General features: G+C 64.2%; 20 protein-coding genes and 1 pseudogene. 19 read left to right on the forward strand and 2 right to left on the reverse strand.

Annotation, left to right across the window (positions count from 1 at the left end):
• The first annotated feature begins 171 nt into the window (after positions 1–171).
• Positions 172–861 carry a ribulose-phosphate 3-epimerase gene (gene rpe / locus GKC28_RS06365; protein WP_174146074.1) on the forward strand — a complete coding sequence of 230 codons (690 nt, stop codon included), beginning with the start codon at positions 172–174 and terminating at the stop codon, positions 859–861.
• Positions 862–988: 127 nt separating this feature from the next.
• Here the strand turns inward: rpe and GKC28_RS06370 are convergent, their stop codons facing one another.
• Positions 989–3,082, reverse strand: coding sequence for a 3-hydroxyacyl-CoA dehydrogenase NAD-binding domain-containing protein (locus GKC28_RS06370; protein ID WP_174146075.1), 2,094 nt, complete (start codon positions 3,080–3,082; stop codon positions 989–991).
• Positions 3,083–3,699: 617 nt separating this feature from the next.
• On the opposite strand from GKC28_RS06370, the gene GKC28_RS06375 reads away from it, so the two are divergent.
• On the forward strand, positions 3,700–4,479 hold the full coding sequence (locus GKC28_RS06375; protein WP_174146076.1) for an IclR family transcriptional regulator: 780 nt from the start codon (positions 3,700–3,702) through the stop codon (positions 4,477–4,479).
• A gap of 43 nt (positions 4,480–4,522) precedes the next feature.
• Positions 4,523–5,878 carry an aspartate aminotransferase family protein gene (locus GKC28_RS06380; RefSeq protein ID WP_174146077.1) on the forward strand — a complete coding sequence of 452 codons (1,356 nt, stop codon included), beginning with the start codon at positions 4,523–4,525 and terminating at the stop codon, positions 5,876–5,878.
• 120 nt (positions 5,879–5,998) lie between these two features.
• Here GKC28_RS06380 and GKC28_RS06385 read toward each other — a convergent pair whose 3' ends face one another.
• On the reverse strand, positions 5,999–7,624 hold the full coding sequence (locus GKC28_RS06385; protein ID WP_174146078.1) for a sulfatase-like hydrolase/transferase: 1,626 nt from the start codon (positions 7,622–7,624) through the stop codon (positions 5,999–6,001).
• Positions 7,625–7,776: 152 nt separating this feature from the next.
• Between GKC28_RS06385 and GKC28_RS06390 the strand changes: the two genes are divergently transcribed.
• From GKC28_RS06390 to GKC28_RS06465, 16 genes and pseudogenes are all read left to right on the forward strand, one after another.
• Complete coding sequence (locus GKC28_RS06390; protein WP_254604170.1) at positions 7,777–8,307, forward strand: GNAT family N-acetyltransferase; 531 nt, start codon at positions 7,777–7,779, stop codon at positions 8,305–8,307.
• 276 nt (positions 8,308–8,583) lie between these two features.
• Positions 8,584–9,786 (forward strand): 3-oxoadipyl-CoA thiolase, encoded by a 1,203-nt coding sequence (gene pcaF, locus GKC28_RS06395; RefSeq protein WP_174146080.1) that lies wholly within the window; start codon positions 8,584–8,586, stop codon positions 9,784–9,786.
• A gap of 24 nt (positions 9,787–9,810) precedes the next feature.
• Complete coding sequence (gene paaA, locus GKC28_RS06400) at positions 9,811–10,788, forward strand: 1,2-phenylacetyl-CoA epoxidase subunit PaaA (RefSeq protein ID WP_174146081.1); 978 nt, start codon at positions 9,811–9,813, stop codon at positions 10,786–10,788.
• A gap of 59 nt (positions 10,789–10,847) precedes the next feature.
• On the forward strand, positions 10,848–11,132 hold the full coding sequence (paaB, locus tag GKC28_RS06405; RefSeq protein ID WP_008562338.1) for a 1,2-phenylacetyl-CoA epoxidase subunit PaaB: 285 nt from the start codon (positions 10,848–10,850) through the stop codon (positions 11,130–11,132).
• Positions 11,132–11,893 carry a 1,2-phenylacetyl-CoA epoxidase subunit PaaC gene (gene paaC, locus GKC28_RS06410; protein ID WP_174146082.1) on the forward strand — a complete coding sequence of 254 codons (762 nt, stop codon included), beginning with the start codon at positions 11,132–11,134 and terminating at the stop codon, positions 11,891–11,893. The genes paaB and paaC overlap by 1 nt, the downstream gene beginning before the upstream one ends.
• 99 nt (positions 11,894–11,992) lie before the next feature.
• Positions 11,993–12,466: a 1,2-phenylacetyl-CoA epoxidase subunit PaaD gene (paaD, locus tag GKC28_RS06415; RefSeq protein ID WP_174146083.1), complete on the forward strand. Its 474-nt coding sequence runs from the start codon at positions 11,993–11,995 to the stop codon at positions 12,464–12,466.
• A gap of 10 nt (positions 12,467–12,476) precedes the next feature.
• Positions 12,477–13,550 (forward strand): 1,2-phenylacetyl-CoA epoxidase subunit PaaE, encoded by a 1,074-nt coding sequence (gene paaE, locus GKC28_RS06420; RefSeq protein WP_174146084.1) that lies wholly within the window; start codon positions 12,477–12,479, stop codon positions 13,548–13,550.
• 24 nt (positions 13,551–13,574) lie between these two features.
• Positions 13,575–14,336: a Phenylacetic acid catabolic protein gene (locus GKC28_RS06425; protein WP_174146085.1), complete on the forward strand. Its 762-nt coding sequence runs from the start codon at positions 13,575–13,577 to the stop codon at positions 14,334–14,336.
• A 201-nt stretch (positions 14,337–14,537) separates the two neighbouring features.
• Entirely contained in the window at positions 14,538–15,032 is a 495-nt protein-coding gene (locus GKC28_RS06430; RefSeq protein ID WP_174146086.1) for a VOC family protein, read from the forward strand.
• Positions 15,033–15,256: 224 nt separating this feature from the next.
• Positions 15,257–16,120 (forward strand): branched-chain amino acid aminotransferase, encoded by an 864-nt coding sequence (locus tag GKC28_RS06435; RefSeq protein WP_174146087.1) that lies wholly within the window; start codon positions 15,257–15,259, stop codon positions 16,118–16,120.
• 265 nt (positions 16,121–16,385) lie between these two features.
• Positions 16,386–16,841 carry a universal stress protein gene (locus GKC28_RS06440; RefSeq protein WP_027235076.1) on the forward strand — a complete coding sequence of 152 codons (456 nt, stop codon included), beginning with the start codon at positions 16,386–16,388 and terminating at the stop codon, positions 16,839–16,841.
• A gap of 81 nt (positions 16,842–16,922) precedes the next feature.
• Positions 16,923–17,451: pseudogene (locus GKC28_RS06445) on the forward strand (2-hydroxychromene-2-carboxylate isomerase).
• A 69-nt stretch (positions 17,452–17,520) separates the two neighbouring features.
• Positions 17,521–18,087, forward strand: coding sequence for a NifU family protein (locus GKC28_RS06450; protein ID WP_174146088.1), 567 nt, complete (start codon positions 17,521–17,523; stop codon positions 18,085–18,087).
• 21 nt (positions 18,088–18,108) lie between these two features.
• Positions 18,109–18,705, forward strand: coding sequence for a tRNA (adenosine(37)-N6)-threonylcarbamoyltransferase complex dimerization subunit type 1 TsaB (gene tsaB / locus GKC28_RS06455; RefSeq protein WP_174146089.1), 597 nt, complete (start codon positions 18,109–18,111; stop codon positions 18,703–18,705).
• Positions 18,698–19,123, forward strand: a complete 426-nt coding sequence (locus tag GKC28_RS06460; protein ID WP_254604171.1) for a GNAT family N-acetyltransferase — start codon at positions 18,698–18,700, stop codon at positions 19,121–19,123. The genes tsaB and GKC28_RS06460 overlap by 8 nt, the downstream gene beginning before the upstream one ends.
• Positions 19,124–19,279: 156 nt before the next feature.
• Positions 19,280–20,275 (forward strand): BMP family protein, encoded by a 996-nt coding sequence (locus GKC28_RS06465; protein ID WP_174146090.1) that lies wholly within the window; start codon positions 19,280–19,282, stop codon positions 20,273–20,275.
• Positions 20,276–20,279 lie beyond the last annotated feature (4 nt).

The following is a 20,279-nucleotide window of genomic DNA, read 5'->3' on the forward strand; positions in this document are numbered from 1 at the left end:
CAAAGCTCATGTGTCACTGCCGTGAAAGTTTTGTGACGCGGCCCGGCGCAACCCGGAGGCGCAGCATTCAAGGAAACGGACCCGCTGCGCAATCTGCCCCTGTGCACAGCGGGCCGGACGGTCTATACGGCCTTCGACTCCTCATTTCCGTTCGCAAAAGGAAGCTGCCAGATGTCCTTTGACCGCAAGATCAAGATCGCACCCTCCATCCTGTCTGCCGATTTCGCCAACTTCGGCAAGGAGATCCAGGCCATCGAAGCCCAGGGCGCCGACTGGGTGCATGTGGATGTGATGGACGGGCACTTCGTGCCGAACCTCACCTTCGGCCCGCAGGCGGTGAAGGCGTTCCGCCCGCATGTCAAAACGGTGATGGATGTGCACCTGATGATCGCGCCGGTTGATCCCTACATCAACGCCTATGCGGATGCCGGCGCCGATGTGCTGACCGCCCATATCGAGGCAGGCCCGCACATCCACCGCACCCTGCAAGCGATCCGCGGCGCAGGCATGAAGGCAGGCGTGGCGTTGAACCCCGGCACCCCGGCGGAGGCCGTTGAGCACCTGCTGGACCTCACTGACCTCGTGTGCGTCATGACTGTGAACCCGGGCTTTGGCGGCCAGAAGTTCATCGACATGACCGCCAAGATCCGCCGCCTGCGCGCGATGATCGGCGACCGCCCGGTGCATATCGAGATCGACGGCGGTGTCGATCCCACCACCGCGCCGCTGGTGGCCGAGGCCGGCGCCGATGTGCTGGTCGCAGGCTCCGCGGTGTTCAAGGGCGGCTCGGTGGCCAACCCGGAGGTCTACGGCGAGAATATTCGCAAAATCCGCGCCGCCACTGAAGGCACCTGGACGTAAGCGACGGGAACTCCCGCCAATCGCAGGGCGCATCCTGAAATGCGCCGCTCTTGTTGGGCCGGGCGCCGCGCATTCTGCGCGGCGCTTTTCTTTAGGCGGGCTGCGTCTGTACGCCCTGGCTGCCTGCTTATGCGCCCTTGTTCAGATCATCGAAGGACTTGCCATCGGCAACCAGCTGCTCCAGCAGCGGCGCGGGCTGCCAGAAGAAATCATCTTCAACCGCATAAGCCCGGATATCCGCCAGGATGCCGTCCAGCCCCTGCAGATCAGCCCATTTCAGCGGCCCGCCCCAGAAGCGCGGGAAACCATAGCCGAACAGCATCACCATATCCACGTCCAGCGGGCGCCGGGCGATCCCCTCGCCCACTACCTTGGCGGCTTCGTTCACCATAGCGCACATGTATCGGCGCAGAACCTCTGCGTCCGAAAACTCCCGCGGAGCCACGCCCTGCTGCTCCTGATCCTTGGCGATCAGCTCCGCCACCTGCGGATTCGGCACGCCGCCGCCCCGCGGACCGTCCTCGTAAACATAGAAGCCTTTGCCGGTTTTCTGGCCGAAATCGCCGCCTTCGCAGAGCATCTCGTAGAACCGCGGCACCCGCTCGCGCGGGTCACGGGTGGGAGCGCGGCGCTTGCGGGCCGCCCAGTTGATGTCCAGCCCCGCCAGATCCCCCATCGCAAACGGCCCCATCGGGAAGCCGAAAGTGGTCACCGCCTTGTCCACCTGATAGGGCGAAGCGCCATCCAGCACCACATATTCCGCCGCCTTGCGGTAGACATTCATGATCCGGTTGCCGATGAAGCCGTCGCAGATGCCGGAGCGCACCGCCACCTTCTTCAGCCGCTTGCCCAGGGCAAAGCCGGTGGCCAGAACCTCCGGCGCGGTTTTTTCCGCCACCACAACTTCCAAGAGCTTCATTACGTGCGCGGGAGAGAAAAAATGCAGCCCTATCACATCCTGCGGGCGGGAAGTTGCCGCGGCAATCTCATCCACATCCAGATAGGAAGTGTTCGTCGCCAGCACCGCCCCCGGCTTGCAATGCGCATCCAGCTTGCCAAAGACCTCGCGCTTGACACCCATGTCCTCGAACACGGCCTCAACCACCAGATCCACCTTCCCCAGAGCCGCATAATCCGTGGACACGGTCAGCGCCTCTCCGGTCAGCTGATCATATTGCACCTGGGTGATCTTGCCCCGCTTCAGGGCGCCTTGCAGGTTGCCCTGGATCCGGCCGCGCGCGGCGGCAACACCCTCATCAGTCATCTCGATCAGCACCACCGACAACCCGACCAGCAGCGCCGCAGTGGCGATGCCCGCGCCCATAGTGCCGCCGCCGATCACCCCCATTGCGGCAACCTCGCGGGGTTCGATACCTTCCAGCTCCGGCAGCTTGCTGACCGCACGCTCCGAGAAGAAGGCATGGATCAGCCCCTGCCGCTGATCGGACTCCATCAGCTCCGTGAACAGCGCGCGCTCGCGCTTGAGGCCGGCTTCAAAGCTCTCCGCCTCAGCCGCGGCCTGTACCGCGCGCACGGCTGTTGCAGGAGACAACTGGCCGCGGCCTTTCTTCAACGTCGCCTCATAGACCGCATCAAAATCCACGGCTTCCGGAGCAGGCATTTCCCCGACCGCCCGGCGTGGTGCGCCTGCATCCAGCAGTTCCTGCGTATAGGCGAGGCCGATCTCGCGCGGCACGCCCTCTTCGATGCGGTCGATGATGCCCTTGTCCAGCGCCTCCGCCGCGCCGAAGTGGCGGCCGGTGGTAATCATCTCCAGCGCCGCCTCGGTCCCGGCCAGCCGCGGCAGCCGCTGGGTACCTCCCGCGCCGGGCAGGATGCCCAGGTTGACCTCAGGCAGCCCCATCTTGGCAGATGGCACCGCAATCCGGTAATGCGAAGACAAGGCCACCTCCAGCCCGCCGCCCAGCGCTGTGCCGTGCATGGCAGACACGACGATTAGCGGCGAGGCCTCAATCCGGCTGCACAGGCCCGGCAGATAGGGCTCCTGCGGCGGTCTGCCGAATTCGCGGATATCAGCACCGGCAAAATAGGTCTTGCCCTCGCCGTAGATCACGACCGCCTTGGCTCCTTCGCTTTCGGCACGTTCGATCCCGGCCAGCAGCCCTTTGCGCACATCAATGCCCAGCGCATTCACAGGCGGGTTCTGCGCCTTCAGTACGGCGACATCGCCGACGCGCTCATATGCAATGGCTTCACTCATCCGGTTTTCCTCTCTCTTCCGCGGCGGCAGTGCCTGCGCCCGGCTCCAAACAGATTAGGCACGGCAGCCGGACCGGCGCCAAGCCCCAATGACAGCAGAAGGCCCGCAAACCGCGCGTCACGGTGCTTGCGGCCTCCGGCAGGCTGTCATGCCGACAATTGCGTAACAGATAGAATGGAAAATGGAAACTTTTTGAAACACCTTATCTGTCAGCACAACAGCCAGGCCTGTCAGCCGGTTTTCATCAGCCCGCTGGCGGTCCCGCCGTCCAGAATTTCCAGCGCTTTGACAGAGCATCCGGCACCGCAGCAAAGGCGCCCTTCACCAAGCTCTCCCGCCCATGCCGACGGGGGGCAAAGCGGATTTCCCCCGCTCTTCCGGCTCCCCGGCCTGCGCCGCAGTGCCGGGGCCAAGCGCAGCCGCAACTGCGGCGCCGTTCGAAGCGATATTCAGCTCCAAGTTCTTCCGACCGGCCGCCCAATTGGTTCATTATACAAACCATTGGTTTGATTTTTTATTGACAGGCACTGTCCTTTTCTGCCAACACAATTGCATCACTGTGCGTCTTCTCACGCAGACAGCATCCGCAGGAACCAGCAGGGAGCATCGGCAAGAGCATGGGAACGGTATCCAAAGCCTTGTCCTTACTAACTTTCTTTGACCACAGCCGGACCAGGATCGGGCTCAGCGACCTCACACGCCTGTCCGGCATGAACAAGGCAACCGTCTACAGGCTGATGAGCGAACTGCAGGAATCAGGTTATGTCGAACAGGCCGGCGACGATCGCTCCTACCGGCTCGGCCCTCAGGTGCTGCGCCTCGCGGCCCTGCGCGAGGCGGCGGTTCCGATCCTCTCCGTTTCGCGCCGGGTGCTGCGCGACCTCAGTGACGAAACCGGCGAGACCAGCCACCTGTCGCTCTTGCAAGGCCGCCAGCTCAATTCGTTGTCGCATGCCTATTCGCCGCGCACCGCCACCAAAGTGATGATGGAGGACGCTAAGGTCCTGACCTTCCACGGCACCAGTTCGGGCATGGCGGTGCTGGCTTATGCCGATCCGGATTTCGCCGAGGAAGTCCTGTCGCAGCCGCTGGAGGCCCGCACCCCGGACACCGTCACCGACCCGCGGGAAATCCGCGCCCAGCTGGCCGGCATCCGCAGCAGCGGTATTGCCGTTTCGGTTGGCGGGTTTGAGGCTGACGTGCATTCCCATGCAGTCCCGGTTTTTGGCCCGGACCGCAAGGTGATCGGCGCCCTCGCGGTGGCCGCGCCGGCCTCCCGCATGACGGCGGAACAGAAACAGCTGATCCCCATGGCCCTGCGCCGCGCGGGCGCCGCCCTCACCCATCGCATCGGCGGTTCCGCCCCAGCAGACTACCCGCAGGACGAAACCGCCTGACCCCTTCACCGGCCCGGACCGGGCCGCATCCAGGAGCTGCCCCATGAAAGACTCCAACTTTCTGAAAGAACACAACGCCAAATCCCTGTGGCACCCGATGGCGCACCCGGGTGACAGCCTGGCCAATCCGCCCGCCATCATCACCTCCGCTCAAGGGGTCAAGATCACCGACATCGACGGGCATGAGGTGGTCGATGCGGTCGGCGGCCTGTGGAACGTGAACCTCGGCTTTTCCTGCCAGGTGGTGAAGGACGCAATTGCCACGCAGCTTGATGTGCTGCCCTATTACTCCACCTTCCGCGGCACCACCAACGACAAAGTGATCCAGCTGGCCGAGGAGCTGCGCACCTTCTTCGCGCCCGACGGGCTGACCCGCGCCTTCTTCACCTCTGGCGGCTCGGATTCGGTAGAAACCGCCCTGCGGCTCGCGCGCCAGTACCACAAGATCCGCGGCGAGGAAGGCCGAACCAAGTTCCTGAGCCTCAAGAAGGGCTACCACGGCACCCACATGGGCGGCGCCTCGGTGAACGGCAATGCCAATTTCCGCACCCAGTACGAACCGCTGCTACCCGGCTGCCACCACATCCCGGCGCCCTACACCTACCGCAACCCGTTCAACGAAACAGATCCGGAGCGGCTGGCCCAGCTCTGCCTGCAGGCGCTGGAAGATGAGATCGCCTTCCAGGGGGCGGGCACCATCGCCGCCTTCATCATGGAGCCGGTCCTGGGCGCAGGCGGGGTGATCCCGCCGCACAAGAGCTTCATGCCCGGCGTGCGCGACATCTGCACCAAGCACGGAATTCTCCTGATCGCCGATGAGGTGATCACGGCCTTCGGCCGCACCGGATCGTGGAGCGGCTCACGCCACTGGGGCGTGCAGCCCGACATGATGGCCACCGCCAAGGCGATCACCAACGGTTACTTCCCCTTTGGCGCGGTGATGATCGCGGACCATATGACCGAGACCTTCGAGAAGGACACCACGGGCAAGGCGGCCATTGGCCACGGCTACACCTATTCCGGCCACCCGGTCGGCGCCGCCGCCGCCCTGGCCTGCCTTGCGGAAACCCAGCGCCTGAACATTCCGGAAAACGCCGCCGCCCGCGGCAGCCAGATCCACCACGGCCTGCTGGCGCTGCAGCATAAATACGAGCTGATCGGCGACGTCCGCGGCGGCCACGGCCTAATGTGCGCGCTGGAGTTGGTGTCCGACCGCGCCACCAAGGCAGCCGTGGACAAGAAGACCATCGGCAAGCTGCAGGAGGTCGCCTATGAGGCCGGCGCGATGGTGCGGGTCTCCGGCCCCAACATCATCCTGTCGCCGCCGCTGGTGCTGAGCGCGGCGGAGGCGGACACCATTCTCTCGGCGCTCGACACAGGCTTCGCAGCGGTGAGCTGACACCGGCACCAAATATATCTGCACCCGGGCCGTCAGGGCCGGGCGCCGCCAGAAAGGGGGCGCCCGGCCCCGCCCTGCGGGTTCCCCGAAGTATTTTCCAAAGGTGAATATGCGGGCCGGCTATTGCGGTACCGGCCCGCGGTATTTCTCGGTCAGTTCGGGCGCCAGCTCGTCAGCCTCATAAACCCCCAGCAGGATGCCCTTGCGCCCGGACTTGCCGCGGCGCGCCTTGATTTGCGCATCCGACAATGTGATCCGCTGCGACATCCTGAGGCCCCACTCCAGCAGCCTGTCATACATCAGATCAATGATCTCCTGGTGGGTGCCGCCCTTGGCCAGGTCGACTAGCTCATCCGGGTCATTCTCCATGTCAAACAGCATCGGCCTGAGGCCGCCCTCGGCATGCATGAACTTCCAGCGCTTGTCGGCAACCATGAACAGCCGCGCATCTTTCGGCGCCAGCCCCAGCTTTTCGCACAGCGGCATGGTGGAATAGTCGAACTCGGCCACCGCATAGCCCCGCCACGCAGGATTTTCACCGCGCAGGAACGGCATCAGCGAACGCCCCTCAAGGATATGCGGCGCGGGCTCGCCACCCGCCACCTCGAGGAAAGTCGGCAGCAGGTCGATTGCCTCCACCAGCTCGTCGCAAGTTGATCCGCGGGTGACGTCGGCCTCCGCGCGCGGATCATAGATGATCAGCGGCACCTTGATTGACGGTTCGTGGAACAGGTTCTTCTCCCCCAGCCAGTGATCGCCCAGGTAATCGCCGTGGTCCGAAGTCACCACGATCATCGTGTCCTGCATCCGGCCCGTCTCCTCCAGCCAGGCAAACAGCCGGCCCATCTGGTCATCGGCCTGTTTGATCAGCCCCATATAGGCCGGGATCACCTTCTCCCGCACCTCATCGCGGCTGAAGGTCTTGCCGATCTGATTGTTCATCATGCCATCAAAGACAGGGTGCGCGTCTTCGCGCTCTGCCTCCGAGCGCACCGCCGGCAACACGTGCTCTACCCCATACATATTGTGATAAGGCGCTGGCACGATGTAGGGCCAATGCGGCTTGATGTAGCTGAGATGCGCGCACCAGGGTCCGTCAGCTTGTTCGATGAATTCCATCGCCTGAGTGGTCAGCCAGGGCGTTTCGCTGTCTTCCTCGGCAATACTGGCGGGCTTGTCCGCGTTGATCATGAACCAGCCGGACGCGATGTCGTTGCCTTCAACCCCGGCATTGGCAAAGTCGTTCCACGGGTTTTCACCCGGATAGCCCTTCTCCTTCAGGTATTCATTATAGGGGCTGCGCTTGCTGTCATAGAACCCGTCCGGCCCTTCGGCCCACAGCCCGTCATCGCGAACCCAGGGGTCAAAGCCGCATTCCGACTGGCGCACCCCGATCACACTGTCCGGCGCCAGCCCTAGCCGCTGCATCCCGTCAGCATCCGCAACCATGTGGGTCTTGCCGATCAAGTGGCAGCCCATCCCCGCCTTGCGCAGATGGTCGCCCATTGTCCACTCGCCTACTCGCAAGGGGTAGCTGTTGAACTGCACCCCGTGGCTGGAGGGATAGCGCCCGGTATAGCTCGACATGCGGGACGAACCACAGGTGGGCGACTGCACATAGGCGCGGGTGAAGCGCACACCCTTGGCGGCCAGCCCGTCAATGTGCGGCGTCTGCAGATGCGGGTGGCCCGCGCAGCTGAGGTAATCGAACCGCAGCTGGTCGAACATGATATAGAGGATGTTCATCGGCGCCTCCCGCTCAGTGCTGCCACATTTAAAAACAAGCAGTGCTGCCACATTAATAAACAAGTGAAGCAATTTTGGCGAGGGGATCTTCTTGACCCCTTCCGCTCCCATCTGAACTATGCTCCCAGTCTTTTCTTTCCCCAATGGCATTCATGACCGGAAATTCAGCCTCCACCACAATCCGCCCTGCCGCTATGGATGACTGCTCAAGCCTTGCAGTCCTGTCGATTGAGGTCTGGACCGGCACCTATTTGCGCGACGGGATCAGCGGGCATTTCGCGGACTACGTGCTCAGCCAGTATACTCCGGCGCATTTTGCAGCGGTGCTTGAAAACCCGGCCGAGCGCCTGCTGGTCTCGCAGAACCGGGATGGCATCGATGGATATGTCCGGATCTCGCACGGGCACCCCAGCCCGGCCGGCGGTGCGTCCCGCACCGAAATTTCGACACTCTATGTCCAGCCGCAGCATCACGGGCGCGGCATTGGTCTTTGCCTGCTGCAGGCCGGGCTGCAGCACTGCCGCGACAGCAGTTGGGACGCCCCCTGGCTCACCAGCAATTCGGACAACGCCCGCGCAATCTCGTTTTATTTGCGGAACGGTTTTGAGAAGACAGGCCAGACCCATTTCTGGATCGGCGGCAGCCGGTACCCGAACGACGTTCTCCAGCTCCGCGCATTATAGCGGGCGTCCGGGCTGATTGATCCGGCGCGCGCCCGCCTGTCGTCAATCATTTTGCGAAAGACCTCCTCCCGTTGGGCCCGATGCGTTTCAAAGCGCAACGGCGGGCGGCAGCCCCTGTCTGCGGCAAGTTCCCGGCAGCCGCAGCATCAATTCGTTACAGTTTTTCCATAACATGACGTTTTGCGTTACATTTCTCTTGCCGCGAATCATCTTCCGGCGTATCACCGACCCAACGGTCGGCTTTTCCTGCCGCCGCCACAGGAGACGCGAACACCCATGGATGCTTTCATCTGCGATGCCACCCGCACCCCGATCGGCCGCTACGGCGGCGCGCTGAGCCAGGTGCGGACCGATGACCTTGCCGCTCTGCCGATTGCCGCGCTGGCGGCGCGCAACCCGGACGTGGACTGGGGCGCCCTCGACGATGTGATCCTGGGCGACGCCAACCAGGCCGGCGAAAGCAACCGCAACGTGGCCCGCATGGCCGCCCTGCTGGCAGGCCTGCCAACCACGGTGCCCGGCACCACCATCAACCGCCTCTGCGCCTCCGGCATGGATGCGGTCGGCATGGCGTCCCGCGGCATCAAGGCGGGCGATTATGACATGGCCATCGCCGGTGGTGTCGAAAGCATGAGCCGCGCGCCCTTCGTGATGCCCAAGGCGACCTCCGCCTTCACCCGCGCCAATGCGGTTTATGACACCACCATCGGCTGGCGCTTCGTGAACAAGAAAATGCACGAGATGTACGGCACCGACTCGATGCCCCAGACTGCTGACAACGTGGCCGAGGACTACAGTGTCAGCCGCGAGGATCAGGACGCATTCGCCGCCCGCAGCCAGGCCCGCTGGGCCGCCGCGCATGAGGCCGGCATCTTCAAGGACGAAATCACCCCGGTCACCATCCCCCAGCGCAAGGGCGATGACCTGGTGGTGGATACCGACGAACACCCCCGCCCCGGCACTTCGGCGGAGAAGCTTTCAGGCCTCAAGGGCGTCAACGGCCCGGACAAATCCGTGACCGCAGGCAACGCCTCCGGTGTCAACGACGGCGCCGCGGCGATCCTGATGGCAAATGAGGCCGCGGCCGCGAAGAACGGCCTGAAACCGATGGCCCGCATCGTCGGCATGGCCGCCGCTGGGGTCGAGCCGCGCATCATGGGCATCGGCCCGGTGCCCGCCACCCGCAAGGTGCTGGCCCGTACCGGCCTCAGCATCGAACAGATGGACGTGATCGAACTGAACGAGGCCTTTGCGTCCCAGGGCCTCGCCACCCTGCGCGAGCTTGGCCTTCCGGACGATGCGCCCCATGTTAATCCCAACGGCGGTGCGATCGCACTGGGCCACCCGCTCGGCATGTCCGGCGCGCGGCTGGTGCTGACCGCCGCCTACCAATTGCAGCGCACCGGCGGGCGCTATGCCCTGTGCACCATGTGCGTCGGCGTCGGTCAGGGCACCGCCCTGATCCTCGAACGCGTGTAACGAAACCCTGAGGAGGTCCCAGACATGTATGCTCAGATGATCAAATCCGAGGCGACCCAGGACGATCCGGAAAAGCTGGCCGCCTTCCAGGCGCGCATCGACGCGGGCGAGAAGATCGAGCCCAAGGACTGGATGCCCGAGGGCTACCGCAAGACGCTGATCCGCCAGATCGGCCAGCACGCCCATTCCGAAATCGTTGGCCAGCTGCCCGAAGGCAACTGGATCACCCGCGCGCCCACGCTGGAGCGCAAGGCGATCCTGCTGGCCAAGGTGCAGGATGAGGCGGGCCACGGCCTCTACCTCTATTGCGCGGCGGAAACCCTGGGTGTCAGCCGCGACGAGATCACCGAAATGCTGCTCGACGGGCGCATGAAGTATTCGTCGATCTTCAACTACCCGACGCTGAACTGGGCCGACATCGGCGCGGTGGGCTGGCTGGTCGATGGTGCTGCAATCATGAACCAGGTACCGCTGCAGCGCACCTCCTTCGGCCCCTATTCCCGCGCGATGATCCGCATCTGCAAGGAAGAAAGCTTCCACCAGCGCCAGGGTTACGACGCCATCCGCCAGATGGCCGAAGGCACGCCGGAGCAGAAGAAGATGGCCCAGGATGCGCTGAACCGCCTCTGGTACCCGTCGCTGATGATGTTCGGCCCGTCCGACAAGGACTCGGTGCATTCCGCCCAGTCGATGGCCTGGAAGATCAAGATGAACACCAATGACGAGCTGCGCCAGAAGTTCGTCGACCAGACCGTGCCGCAGGCCGAATACCTTGGCCTCACCATCCCCGACCCGGACCTGAAGTGGAACGAGGAGCGTGGCCATTACGACTACACCGACCCGGACTGGAGCGAGTTCTTTGACGTGATCAAGGGCAACGGCCCCTGCAACGTCGACCGGCTCGCCGCCCGCAACAAGGCCTGGGACGACGGCCAGTGGGTGCGGGACGGCCTGCTCGCCCACGCCAGGAAGAAAGCCGCCGGCAAGCACGCGGCAGAATAATCCCAAGCATTCCGCGCGCCGCATTGCAGGCGCGCCCCTCAGCCAGGAGGATTTGAGACATGAAAAACGAATGGCCCCTCTGGGAAATCTTCATCCGCGGCCAGCACGGCATGAGCCACCGCCACGTCGGCTCCCTGCACGCGCCGGACGCCGAAATGGCGATCAAGAACGCCCGCGACGTCTATACCCGCCGCAACGAAGGCGTGTCGATCTGGGTGGTGGAGGCAAACCACATCTCCGCCTCCTCGCCCAGCGACAAGGGCCCGCTGTATGAGCCGTCCGAGTCGAAGGTCTACCGCCATCCGACCTTCTTCGACATCCCCGAAGAAGTGGGGGCGATGTAATGACCCGCGAAGAGGCATTTACCCAGTTCCTGCTGCGGATGGGGGACAACACACTGATCCTCGGCCACCGGGTCAGTGAATGGTGCGGCCACGCGCCGGTGCTGGAAGAGGACATCGCGCTGGCCAATACCGCGCTTGACCTGATCGGCCAGACCCAGATGTGGCTCGGCCTGGCAGGTGAAGTGCAAGGTGAAGGCAAGTCCGCTGACGACCTCGCCTTCCTGCGCGACGCCTGGGATTTCCGCAACGTGCTGCTGTGCGAGGTGCCGAACGGCGACTTCGGCCGCACCCTTATGCGCCAGTTCCTGTTCGACGCCTGGCATTCGATCCAGCTGGGCCGCCTGATGAAATCCTCGGACGAGCGGGTGGCCGCGATTGCCGAGAAAGCGTCGAAAGAGGTCGCCTATCACCTGGAGCGCTCCGCCGACACGGTGGTGGGCCTGGGCGACGGCACCGAGGAAAGCCGCCGACGGATGCAGGAGGCGCTGGACTATCTATGGCCCTACGTGGGCGAGATGTTCCAGTCCGACGATGTAGACGCCGAGATGGTGAAGGCAGGCATCGCCCCCGATCCAGCCTCCCTGCGCGAAGAATACGACGCGCTGATCTCCCGCATCCTGGGCGACGCGACGCTGACCATCCCGGAGAGCCGTTTTGCCCACAAGGGCGGGCGCACCGGTGCGATGCACACCGAGCACCTGGGCCACCTGCTGACCCAGATGCAATGGCTGCAGCGCGCCTATCCCGGCGCCAAGTGGTAACGCCACGGTCAAGGAACTGAGGGCATCCCCGACCTTGGACGGGGGTGAGGCCAGCTTCCGCAAAGGAGGCCGGGCGGAACAGCCAATGAGGGTAACCGCATGAGCCAAGTGACAACACAGCCAAGCACCACCCGGATCTGGGAGTGGCTCGACGCCGTGCCGGATCCGGAGATCCCGGTGATTTCGCTGGTGGATCTGGGAATCATCCGAGATGTCGCCTGGGAGGGTGGCACCCTGGTGGTCACCGTTACCCCGACCTACTCCGGCTGCCCGGCCACGTCGGTGATCGCCATGGACATCGAAACCGCCCTGCGAGACCGCGGCATCGAAGATCTGAAGCTCAAGACCCAGATCTCCCCTGCCTGGACCACCGATTGGCTGTCGGAAAAAGGCCGCACCAAGCTGGAGGAATACGGCATCGCCCCGCCTCAGCCCGCAGGCGGCCCGGAAAAATGCCCGCACTGCGGCAGCACACATGTCACCAAGGTCAGCCAGTTCGGCTCGACCCCCTGCAAGGCCCACTGGCGCTGCCAGGACTGCCTCGAACCCTTTGATTATTTCAAGTGCATCTGAGGAGACCCTGATGGCGCGCTTTCACGACCTTGAAGTCACCGACGTCCGCAAGACCATCCGCGATGCGGTGGTTGTTACCCTGAAGCCTGTGAACGGCGCGGCTGAAGAGTTCGATTTCACCCAGGGCCAGTACCTGACCTTCCGCCGCGACTTCGACGGCGAGGAGCTGCGCCGCAGCTACTCGATCTGCGCAGGCAAGGACGAAGGCATCCTGCAGGTCGGCATCAAGCGCGTCGACGGCGGCGCGTTCTCGACCTGGGCCAATACCGAGCTGAAGGCCGGCGACACCCTGCAGGCGATGGCGCCGATGGGCACCTTCTTCACCCCGCTCGATGCGGCGGCCGAGAAGAACTACCTGGGCTTTGCCGGCGGTTCCGGCATCACCCCTGTCCTGTCGATCCTCAAGACTACGCTGGCGGCGGAACCCAAATCCTCCTTCACGCTGGTCTATGCCAACAAGGGCGTGAACACGATCATGTTCCGCGAGGAGCTGGAAGACCTCAAGAACCTTTACATGGGCCGTTTCAACGTGATCCATGTGCTGGAATCGGACGCGCAGGAAATCGACCTGTTCACCGGCCTGGTGACCGAGGAGAAATGCGCCCAGCTGTTCGAGCACTGGATCGACATCAAATCGGTCGACACCGCCTTTATCTGCGGCCCGGAGCCGATGATGCTGGGCATTGCCGCCGCCCTGCGCACCGCCGGGCTGGAGGACAGCCAGATCAAGTTCGAGCTGTTCGCCTCTGCCCAGCCGGGCCGCGCCAAACGCAAGGCCGCCGCGAGCGGCGCAGCCTCTAGCGCCAACCAGACAAAGGCTGCCATCACCCTGGACGGCGCCACCCAGACCATCGAGATGGGCAAGGACATGACCCTGCTGGACGCTGCGCTGGAAAACGCAATGGACGCGCCCTATGCCTGCAAGGCGGGCGTCTGCTCGACCTGCCGCTGCAAAGTGCTGGAGGGCGAGGTCGAGATGGTCGCCAACCACGCGCTGGAGGACTACGAGGTCGAAAAAGGCTACGTGCTGTCCTGCCAGGCCTATCCGGTGACCGATAACGTCGTGGTCGATTACGACCAGTAACGCCTGCGCGAGGGAGGAAAGATCATGACTGACGAGATGAGCATCGCAAGCTATCTGGCCCAGGGCGGCGTACTGTCCAATCCATCAAACGTGCCGCCGCGCTACCGTGCCGAGCTGATGAAGATGATGGCGACCTTTGTCGACAGCGAGCTGGCAGGCGCCGCAGGCTTTGCCGACATCATCAACGAAGGGCCGGGCATCAAGGCGCGCATCGCCGCCGCCAAGATCGTGCTGGAAAAATCCGACAGCGCCGAAAAGGTGCTGCGCATCATGGGCGATTTCGGCGCCGATACAGAGCGTTACGCCGACCACCACCCTTGGACCGCGCGGCTGGAGCGGGACGCCGACATCGGCCAGACCCGGACCAAGCACGACATGCGGCTGGCCGTGTTCAACTACCCGCTGGAAGGCTGGGCGGATGCGGTGGTGATGAACCTGCTGATGGGCAGTGCCGTTGCCGTGCAGCTGGAAGAGCTGAGCCATGTCTCCTACCAGCCGCTGGCCGAGGCGTTCCGCGCCATCCAGCCGATTGAGGCGCACCACGCGGAATTGGCCGAGGAAGGCCTGATGGTGCTGGTCGAGACGCAAGGCGCAGAGACCCTGCAGGAGCTGGCGGACTACTGGTGGCCAAGGGTGGCGGCCAGCTTCGGTTCGGAGACTTCGCAGAAATTCGAGGGCCTTCAGGCGATGGGCCTGCGCCGCACGCCAAACGCGGAGCTGAAAGCCCGCTGGGAACAGGCCGCCACTGCCGTTCTGGCAAAGGCCGGCATGAAGCCCGCCGCCTGATCGCCAGCGGAAATGCTCCCGCCCGGGCTTCCGCGCATCACTGATGCGCAGGCCCGGTTGGGCCCGGCGCGCCTGACGGCGCGCTGGCCGCGCTGCTTACGTGCCGCTGTGCAAAACCACAGGGAAATGGTGCACCGCTGCGGAATAGCGTTTTGAACGGCAACCCTCCATCTTCACCTTAACAGACAGATGGAGACAGCAATGAGCACCGGCACAGCCCCCCTGCCCGCAGGCACCCGCATCGGCCATATCCACCTGAAGGTGTCGGACCTGGAACAGGCAATCGCGTTTTACAGCGGCGTGCTGGGGTTCGAAGTAACCCAGCGGCTGGGCAGCTCCGCCGTCTTCCTGTCGGCGGGCGGCTATCACCATCACATCGGCCTCAACACCTGGCAGTCGCGCGGCGGCCCTGCCCCGGCGCCCAACATGACCGGCCTCTACCATACCGCCATCCTGCTGCCGGACCGCAAGAGCCTGGCCGCGGTGCTGCGCCGGGTGCTGGACGCAGGCATCGCGCTGGAGGGCGCAGCCGACCACGGCGTCTCCGAGGCCATCTACCTGCGCGACCCGGACGGCAACGGAGTGGAGCTGTACCGCGACCGGGCTGAGGAAGAGTGGCCGCGCGGGCCGGACGGCAGCCTGCAGATGCGGTCTGACCCATTGGATTTGCAAGATTTGCTCGCAGAGGTTGAGTAGGTCAGCAACCCTGTCCGAATGTTTCGCGCGCGAAACAATTCGTCAGATATACTGACTTAATGGACGCGACGTCAGATTTTGCACCGTGTCAGAATAGCCCCATGAAACCAAACGGAAAAAGACGCTTCGCCGATGCCACCCCACCGGCACTGGCGGGCGATGTTAGGTCTGGACCTCTGACCTTTCCCTGCCTACCCTAGCGGCAAGCACAGGGAGGCAGAACCATGGCTGTGGGCCGCACAATCCGCACGTATTTCAACGGCAGCTGGCAGGATGGCAATCCGGCGGTGATGCGCGCTGCCGACCATGCAATATGGCTCGGCTCGTCGGTGTTTGACGGCGCACGGCTGTTTGACGGCGTGACCCCGGACCTGGACCTGCACTGCGCCCGCACCAATACCTCTGCCGCGGCGCTGATGATGGAGCCCACCCATTCGGTGCCGCAGATGATGGAGATCATCCGCGACGGGCTGGAGGGTTTCGCCCCCGGCGCCGCGGTCTATATCCGGCCGATGTACTGGGCCGCCGACGGCGACGAGACGCTGATCGCGCCCAAGGCGGAGAGCACCCGGTTTGCCGTCAGCCTGGAGGAGATCCCGATGGCAGCCCCCGATTCCGCCGCCACGCTGACCCGCACCCGCTTCCGCCGCCCGGTGCTGGAAAGCGCGGTGGTGAATGCCAAGGCCGGTTGCCTGTATCCCAACAACGCCCGGATGCTGCGGGAGGCGCGCAACAAGGGGTTCAGCAACGCGCTGGTGCTGGACGCCATGGGCAACGTGGCTGAAACCGCCACCACCAATGTCTTCCTGGTGCGCGACGGCGAGGTCTTCACCCCGATCCCCAACGGCACCTTCCTGGCCGGCATCMCCCGCGCCCGCCACATCAGCAACATGCGCGCCGATGGCATCACCGTGCATGAATGCGTGCTGGGCTATAATGATTTCGAGGAAGCGGATGAGATCTTCCTCTCCGGCAACATGAGCAAGGTGACCCCGGTCACTGCATTTGACGAGTGCCGCTATCAGGCCGGCCCCGTGGCCAAACGGGTGCGGGACCTCTACTGGGACTGGGCTGCCAGCAACCGGTAACCTGCGCGGCCCCGCTTGCAAGTGCTCGCGCCCGTTCCGGGCCTTTCTGCGAAACGCGGCTGCCCGGTCGAGCATCTACGCGGCGCCCGGCCCAAGGCCGCCAAGGAGGGGCCGGGGCGGCCGGACCACCCTGCGGGTGCGGGAGATCCGGCGGAGCAATCAAATCTCTAAGGCCAGAAATACGCAGCGTTGACGCTGCTTTGGCTCTATTGCCTGACGGCGCCGGTTGCGCCATGATCCGCGGTGCAACAACGAGAGAGCGAAGATGCGCAAATTCCTTGTGGTCCTGGACGACAGCCGCGAATGCCTGAATGCCATGCGCTTTGCCGCGATGCGGGCGGCGCATACCGGCGCAGGCGTCACCATCCTGTCGGTGATCCCGCCGGATGAGTTCAACCACTGGATCGGCGTCGGCGAAGTGATGCGCGAGGAAGCGCGCGAACGCATCCACGCCCACTTCGAGGTCTTTGCGAAATGGATGCGCGACCGCCAGAACGTGGACCCGGAACTGGTGATCCGCGAGGGCGAGCCGGTGCCGGAAATCCTCGACTATATCGAGGGCGATCCGGAAATCGGTGTTCTGGTGCTGGGCGCCGGCACCGGCCGCAAAGGGCCGGGGCCGCTGGTCACCCAGCTCACTAAAAACTCCGGCACCCTTCCGGTGCCGATCACCATCGTCCCAGGCGATCTCAGCAAGGAAAAGCTAGAAGCAATCACCTGACCGAAGCGGATGGCAGAGGCGATGATCGGGAGGGTCACATTCTGGTTCGAATTCGCCTCCACCTATTCCTACTTGAGCGTGATGCGCATCGGCGAACTGGCCGCCGCTCGCGGCGTTGCTGTAACTTGGAAGCCGTTTCTGCTGGGCCCGATCTTTGCCGCCCAGGGCTGGGACACTTCTCCTTTCAATATCTATCCGGCCAAGGGGCGCTACATGTGGCGCGACATGGAGCGGACCTGCGCGGCCCGCGGCCTGCCCTTCTGCCGCCCGCAGGTGTTTCCCCAGAACGGGCTGATGGCAGCGCGGCTGGCCTTGGCTGCCGCGGACGAGGACCGCATTGAACCTTTCGCCAAGGCGGTGTTTCAGGCGCAGTTTGGCGAGGGTGCGGACATCGCAAGCGAAGCCGTCCTGAAGGACTGCCTGCGCCAATGCGGCGCTGATGCAGTGCACGCAAAACCCCGCAATAAAATCGGCTTTGAGGGCGCAGACCGACGAGGCCATTGCCGCAGGTATTTTCGGCGCGCCCAGCTTTACCAGCGGAACTGAATTGTTCTGGGGCGATGACCGGCTGGAGCAGGCGCTGGAGCACGCCGCACGCACCGCTATTTAGAATCGTTCCAAATCTTGACTTGGCGGTCCGCAGGGCGCATATCGGGGGCACGCTTAACGGAGACCCGACATGTTCATTCAGACTGAATCCACGCCCAACCCGGCGACGCTGAAATTCCTGCCGGGCCAGACTGTTCTGGAAGTCGGCACCGCCGACTTCCCCAGCGTAGACGCCGCCGGCAAATCGCCGCTGGCCTCCCGTATCTTTGCGGTTGAGGGCGTGACCGGCGTGTTCTTCGGCAACGACTTCGTGACCGTCACCAAGGCAGAGGGCATCGAGTGGGACCACATCAAGCCCGCCATCCTGGGCGCGGTGATGGAACACTACCAGTCCGGCCAGCCGGTGATGGCGGACGGCTCTGCCGACCCCGCTTCGGGCCATGCCGAGCATTCCGGCGAGGACGCCGAGATCGTCAATCAGATCAAGGAGCTGCTGGACAGCCGGGTGCGCCCTGCAGTAGCCCAGGACGGCGGTGACATCACCTTCCACGGCTTCGACCGCGGCGTGGTCTACCTGCACATGCAGGGCGCCTGCGCCGGCTGCCCGTCTTCGACCCTGACTCTGAAAATGGGCATCGAGAACCTGCTGCGACACTACATTCCGGAAGTCACCGAGGTGCGCCCGGTTGCCGTCTGACCGCTCGCGAAAGGACTTCTGATGGCTTCCGAACCGCTGGTTCTGGGATTTGACACATCGGCCGCGCATTGCGCGGCCGCTTTGCTGCGCGGCGATGTGGTGCTGGCGTCCCGGCTGGAGGGAATGACCCGCGGCCAGGCCGAACGGCTGATGCCGCTCCTGGAGGAGGTGCTGGCTGAGGGCGGTGCCGCATGGCAGGATCTTGACGCAATCGGGGTCGGTATCGGCCCCGGCAATTTCACTGGCATCCGCATCGCGGTCTCCGCCGCCCGCGGTTTGGCGCTAGGGCTGGAGGTGCCGGTTGTGGGCGCCGACGGGTTTGAAGCCCGCGCCGCCGAGGGCATCCTGCCTGCGGTGCCGGCGCCGCGCGACCAGGTCTATGCCGCCCTGCCCGGCGAAGCTCCGCGCCTTATGCCGCGCCAGGAAGCCGAGGACGCCGCCCGCGGTGCCGGGCTGGCCTTCGCGCCTGAGGCAAGCCCTGCCGGTATTGCCGAAGCCATTGCACGTATCGCTGCCGGGCGGTTTGAAACCGTGACAGAGCCGCCGGCGCCGCTGTACCTGCGCGCGGCTGATGCCGCGCCCTCCAGCGACGTGCCGCCCGCGCTGATTGATGAGTGATCTGCTGACAGCCGCGCAGATGGCCGCCACCCATGCTGCGGCTTTCACCCAGTCGCGGCCTTGGTCAGCGCTGGAGTTTGCCGCGCTGCTGGACAGCCCGCTGGTTTTTGCCGCAGGGAACGCCCGCTGTTTCGCGCTGGTGCGGGTAATCGCGGATGAGGCGGAACTGCTGACCATCGCCACCGATCCCGCCCATCAGCGTCAGGGGCTGGCCCGCGCCTGCATGGCAGCCTGGGAATCACGGGCCCGCGTGCGCGGCGCTGAAGAGATGTTCCTGGAAGTCGCTGAAGACAACGCGCCCGCGCAGGCGCTGTACCGCGCCTGCGGATTCGCGGTATGCGGGCGGCGGGCGGGATATTACCGCCGCCAAGACGCTGATCCGGCAGATGCAATCCTGATGAGAAAGTCTTTACGCTAGGCCAGTTGCGCGGATTTCGCACCAAATGGTCAAAAAGCGGTTGACCCCCTCCCTGCCCTGCAGGCTAAATTGCCGCACCCTCTAAGGCCTGAACGGGGCCGGGCAGCGGAAATCCCCCGCTGCATCCAACAAATAATGACAGTGGGAGTTAACCTGATGACCCTGATGAAACCGCTGATGGGCGCAGCCGCGTCGCTGGCCCTGACCGCAGGTGCCGCGCTGGCGGAACCGGCGCTGATCTTCGATCTGGGCGGCAAGTTCGACAAGAGCTTCAACGAAGCCGCGCACGGTGGCGCCCAGCGCTGGGCCGAAGAGACCGGCGAAACCTACCGCGAGATCGAACTGCAATCCGAAGCACAGCGCGAGCAGGCGCTGCGCCGGTTTGCCGAGGCCGGCGCCAACCCGATCGTGATGGTCGGCTTTGCCTTTGCCGATGCCCTGGGCCAGGTGGCTGCCGATTACCCGGACACCAAATTCGCCATCATCGACATGGTGGTCGAAGGCGACAACGTGCGCTCGGTTGTCTTTAACGAACACGAAGGTTCCTATCTGGTCGGCATGATGGCCGCGATGGCGTCAAAATCGAACACCGTCGGCTTTATCGGCGGCATGGACATCCCGCTGATCCGGAAATTCGCCTGCGGCTATGCCCAGGGTGTTCAGGCGGCAAACCCGGATGCAAAGGTCATCGCCAACATGACCGGCACCACCCCGGCGGCCTGGAACGACCCGGTCAAGGGCTCGGAGCTGACCAAGGCGCAGATCAGCCAGGGCGCGGATGTGGTTTACGCCGCAGCAGGCGGCACCGGTGTTGGCGTGCTGCAGACAGCGGCAGACGAGGGCATCCTTTCGATCGGCGTGGACAGCAACCAGAACCACCTGCATCCGGGCAAGGTGCTGACCTCGATGACCAAGAACGTCGGAAACGCCGTGTTCGAGGCCTTCTCTGATGGCGCAGACATGGAAACCGGCTTCTCGGTCATGGGCCTGTCCAACGGCGGCGTCGGCTATGCCCTGGATGAGCACAACGCGCCGCTGGTCTCTGACGAGATGCAGGCCGCCGTGGACGACGCTGCAACCAAGATTGCCTCGGGTGAGATCAAGGTGCATGACTACATGTCCGACGACAGCTGCCCTGTGCTGAGCTTCTAAGCAG

This window comes from Leisingera sp. ANG59 (genome assembly GCF_013317235.1).
In the GTDB taxonomy this organism is placed as follows: domain Bacteria; phylum Pseudomonadota; class Alphaproteobacteria; order Rhodobacterales; family Rhodobacteraceae; genus Leisingera.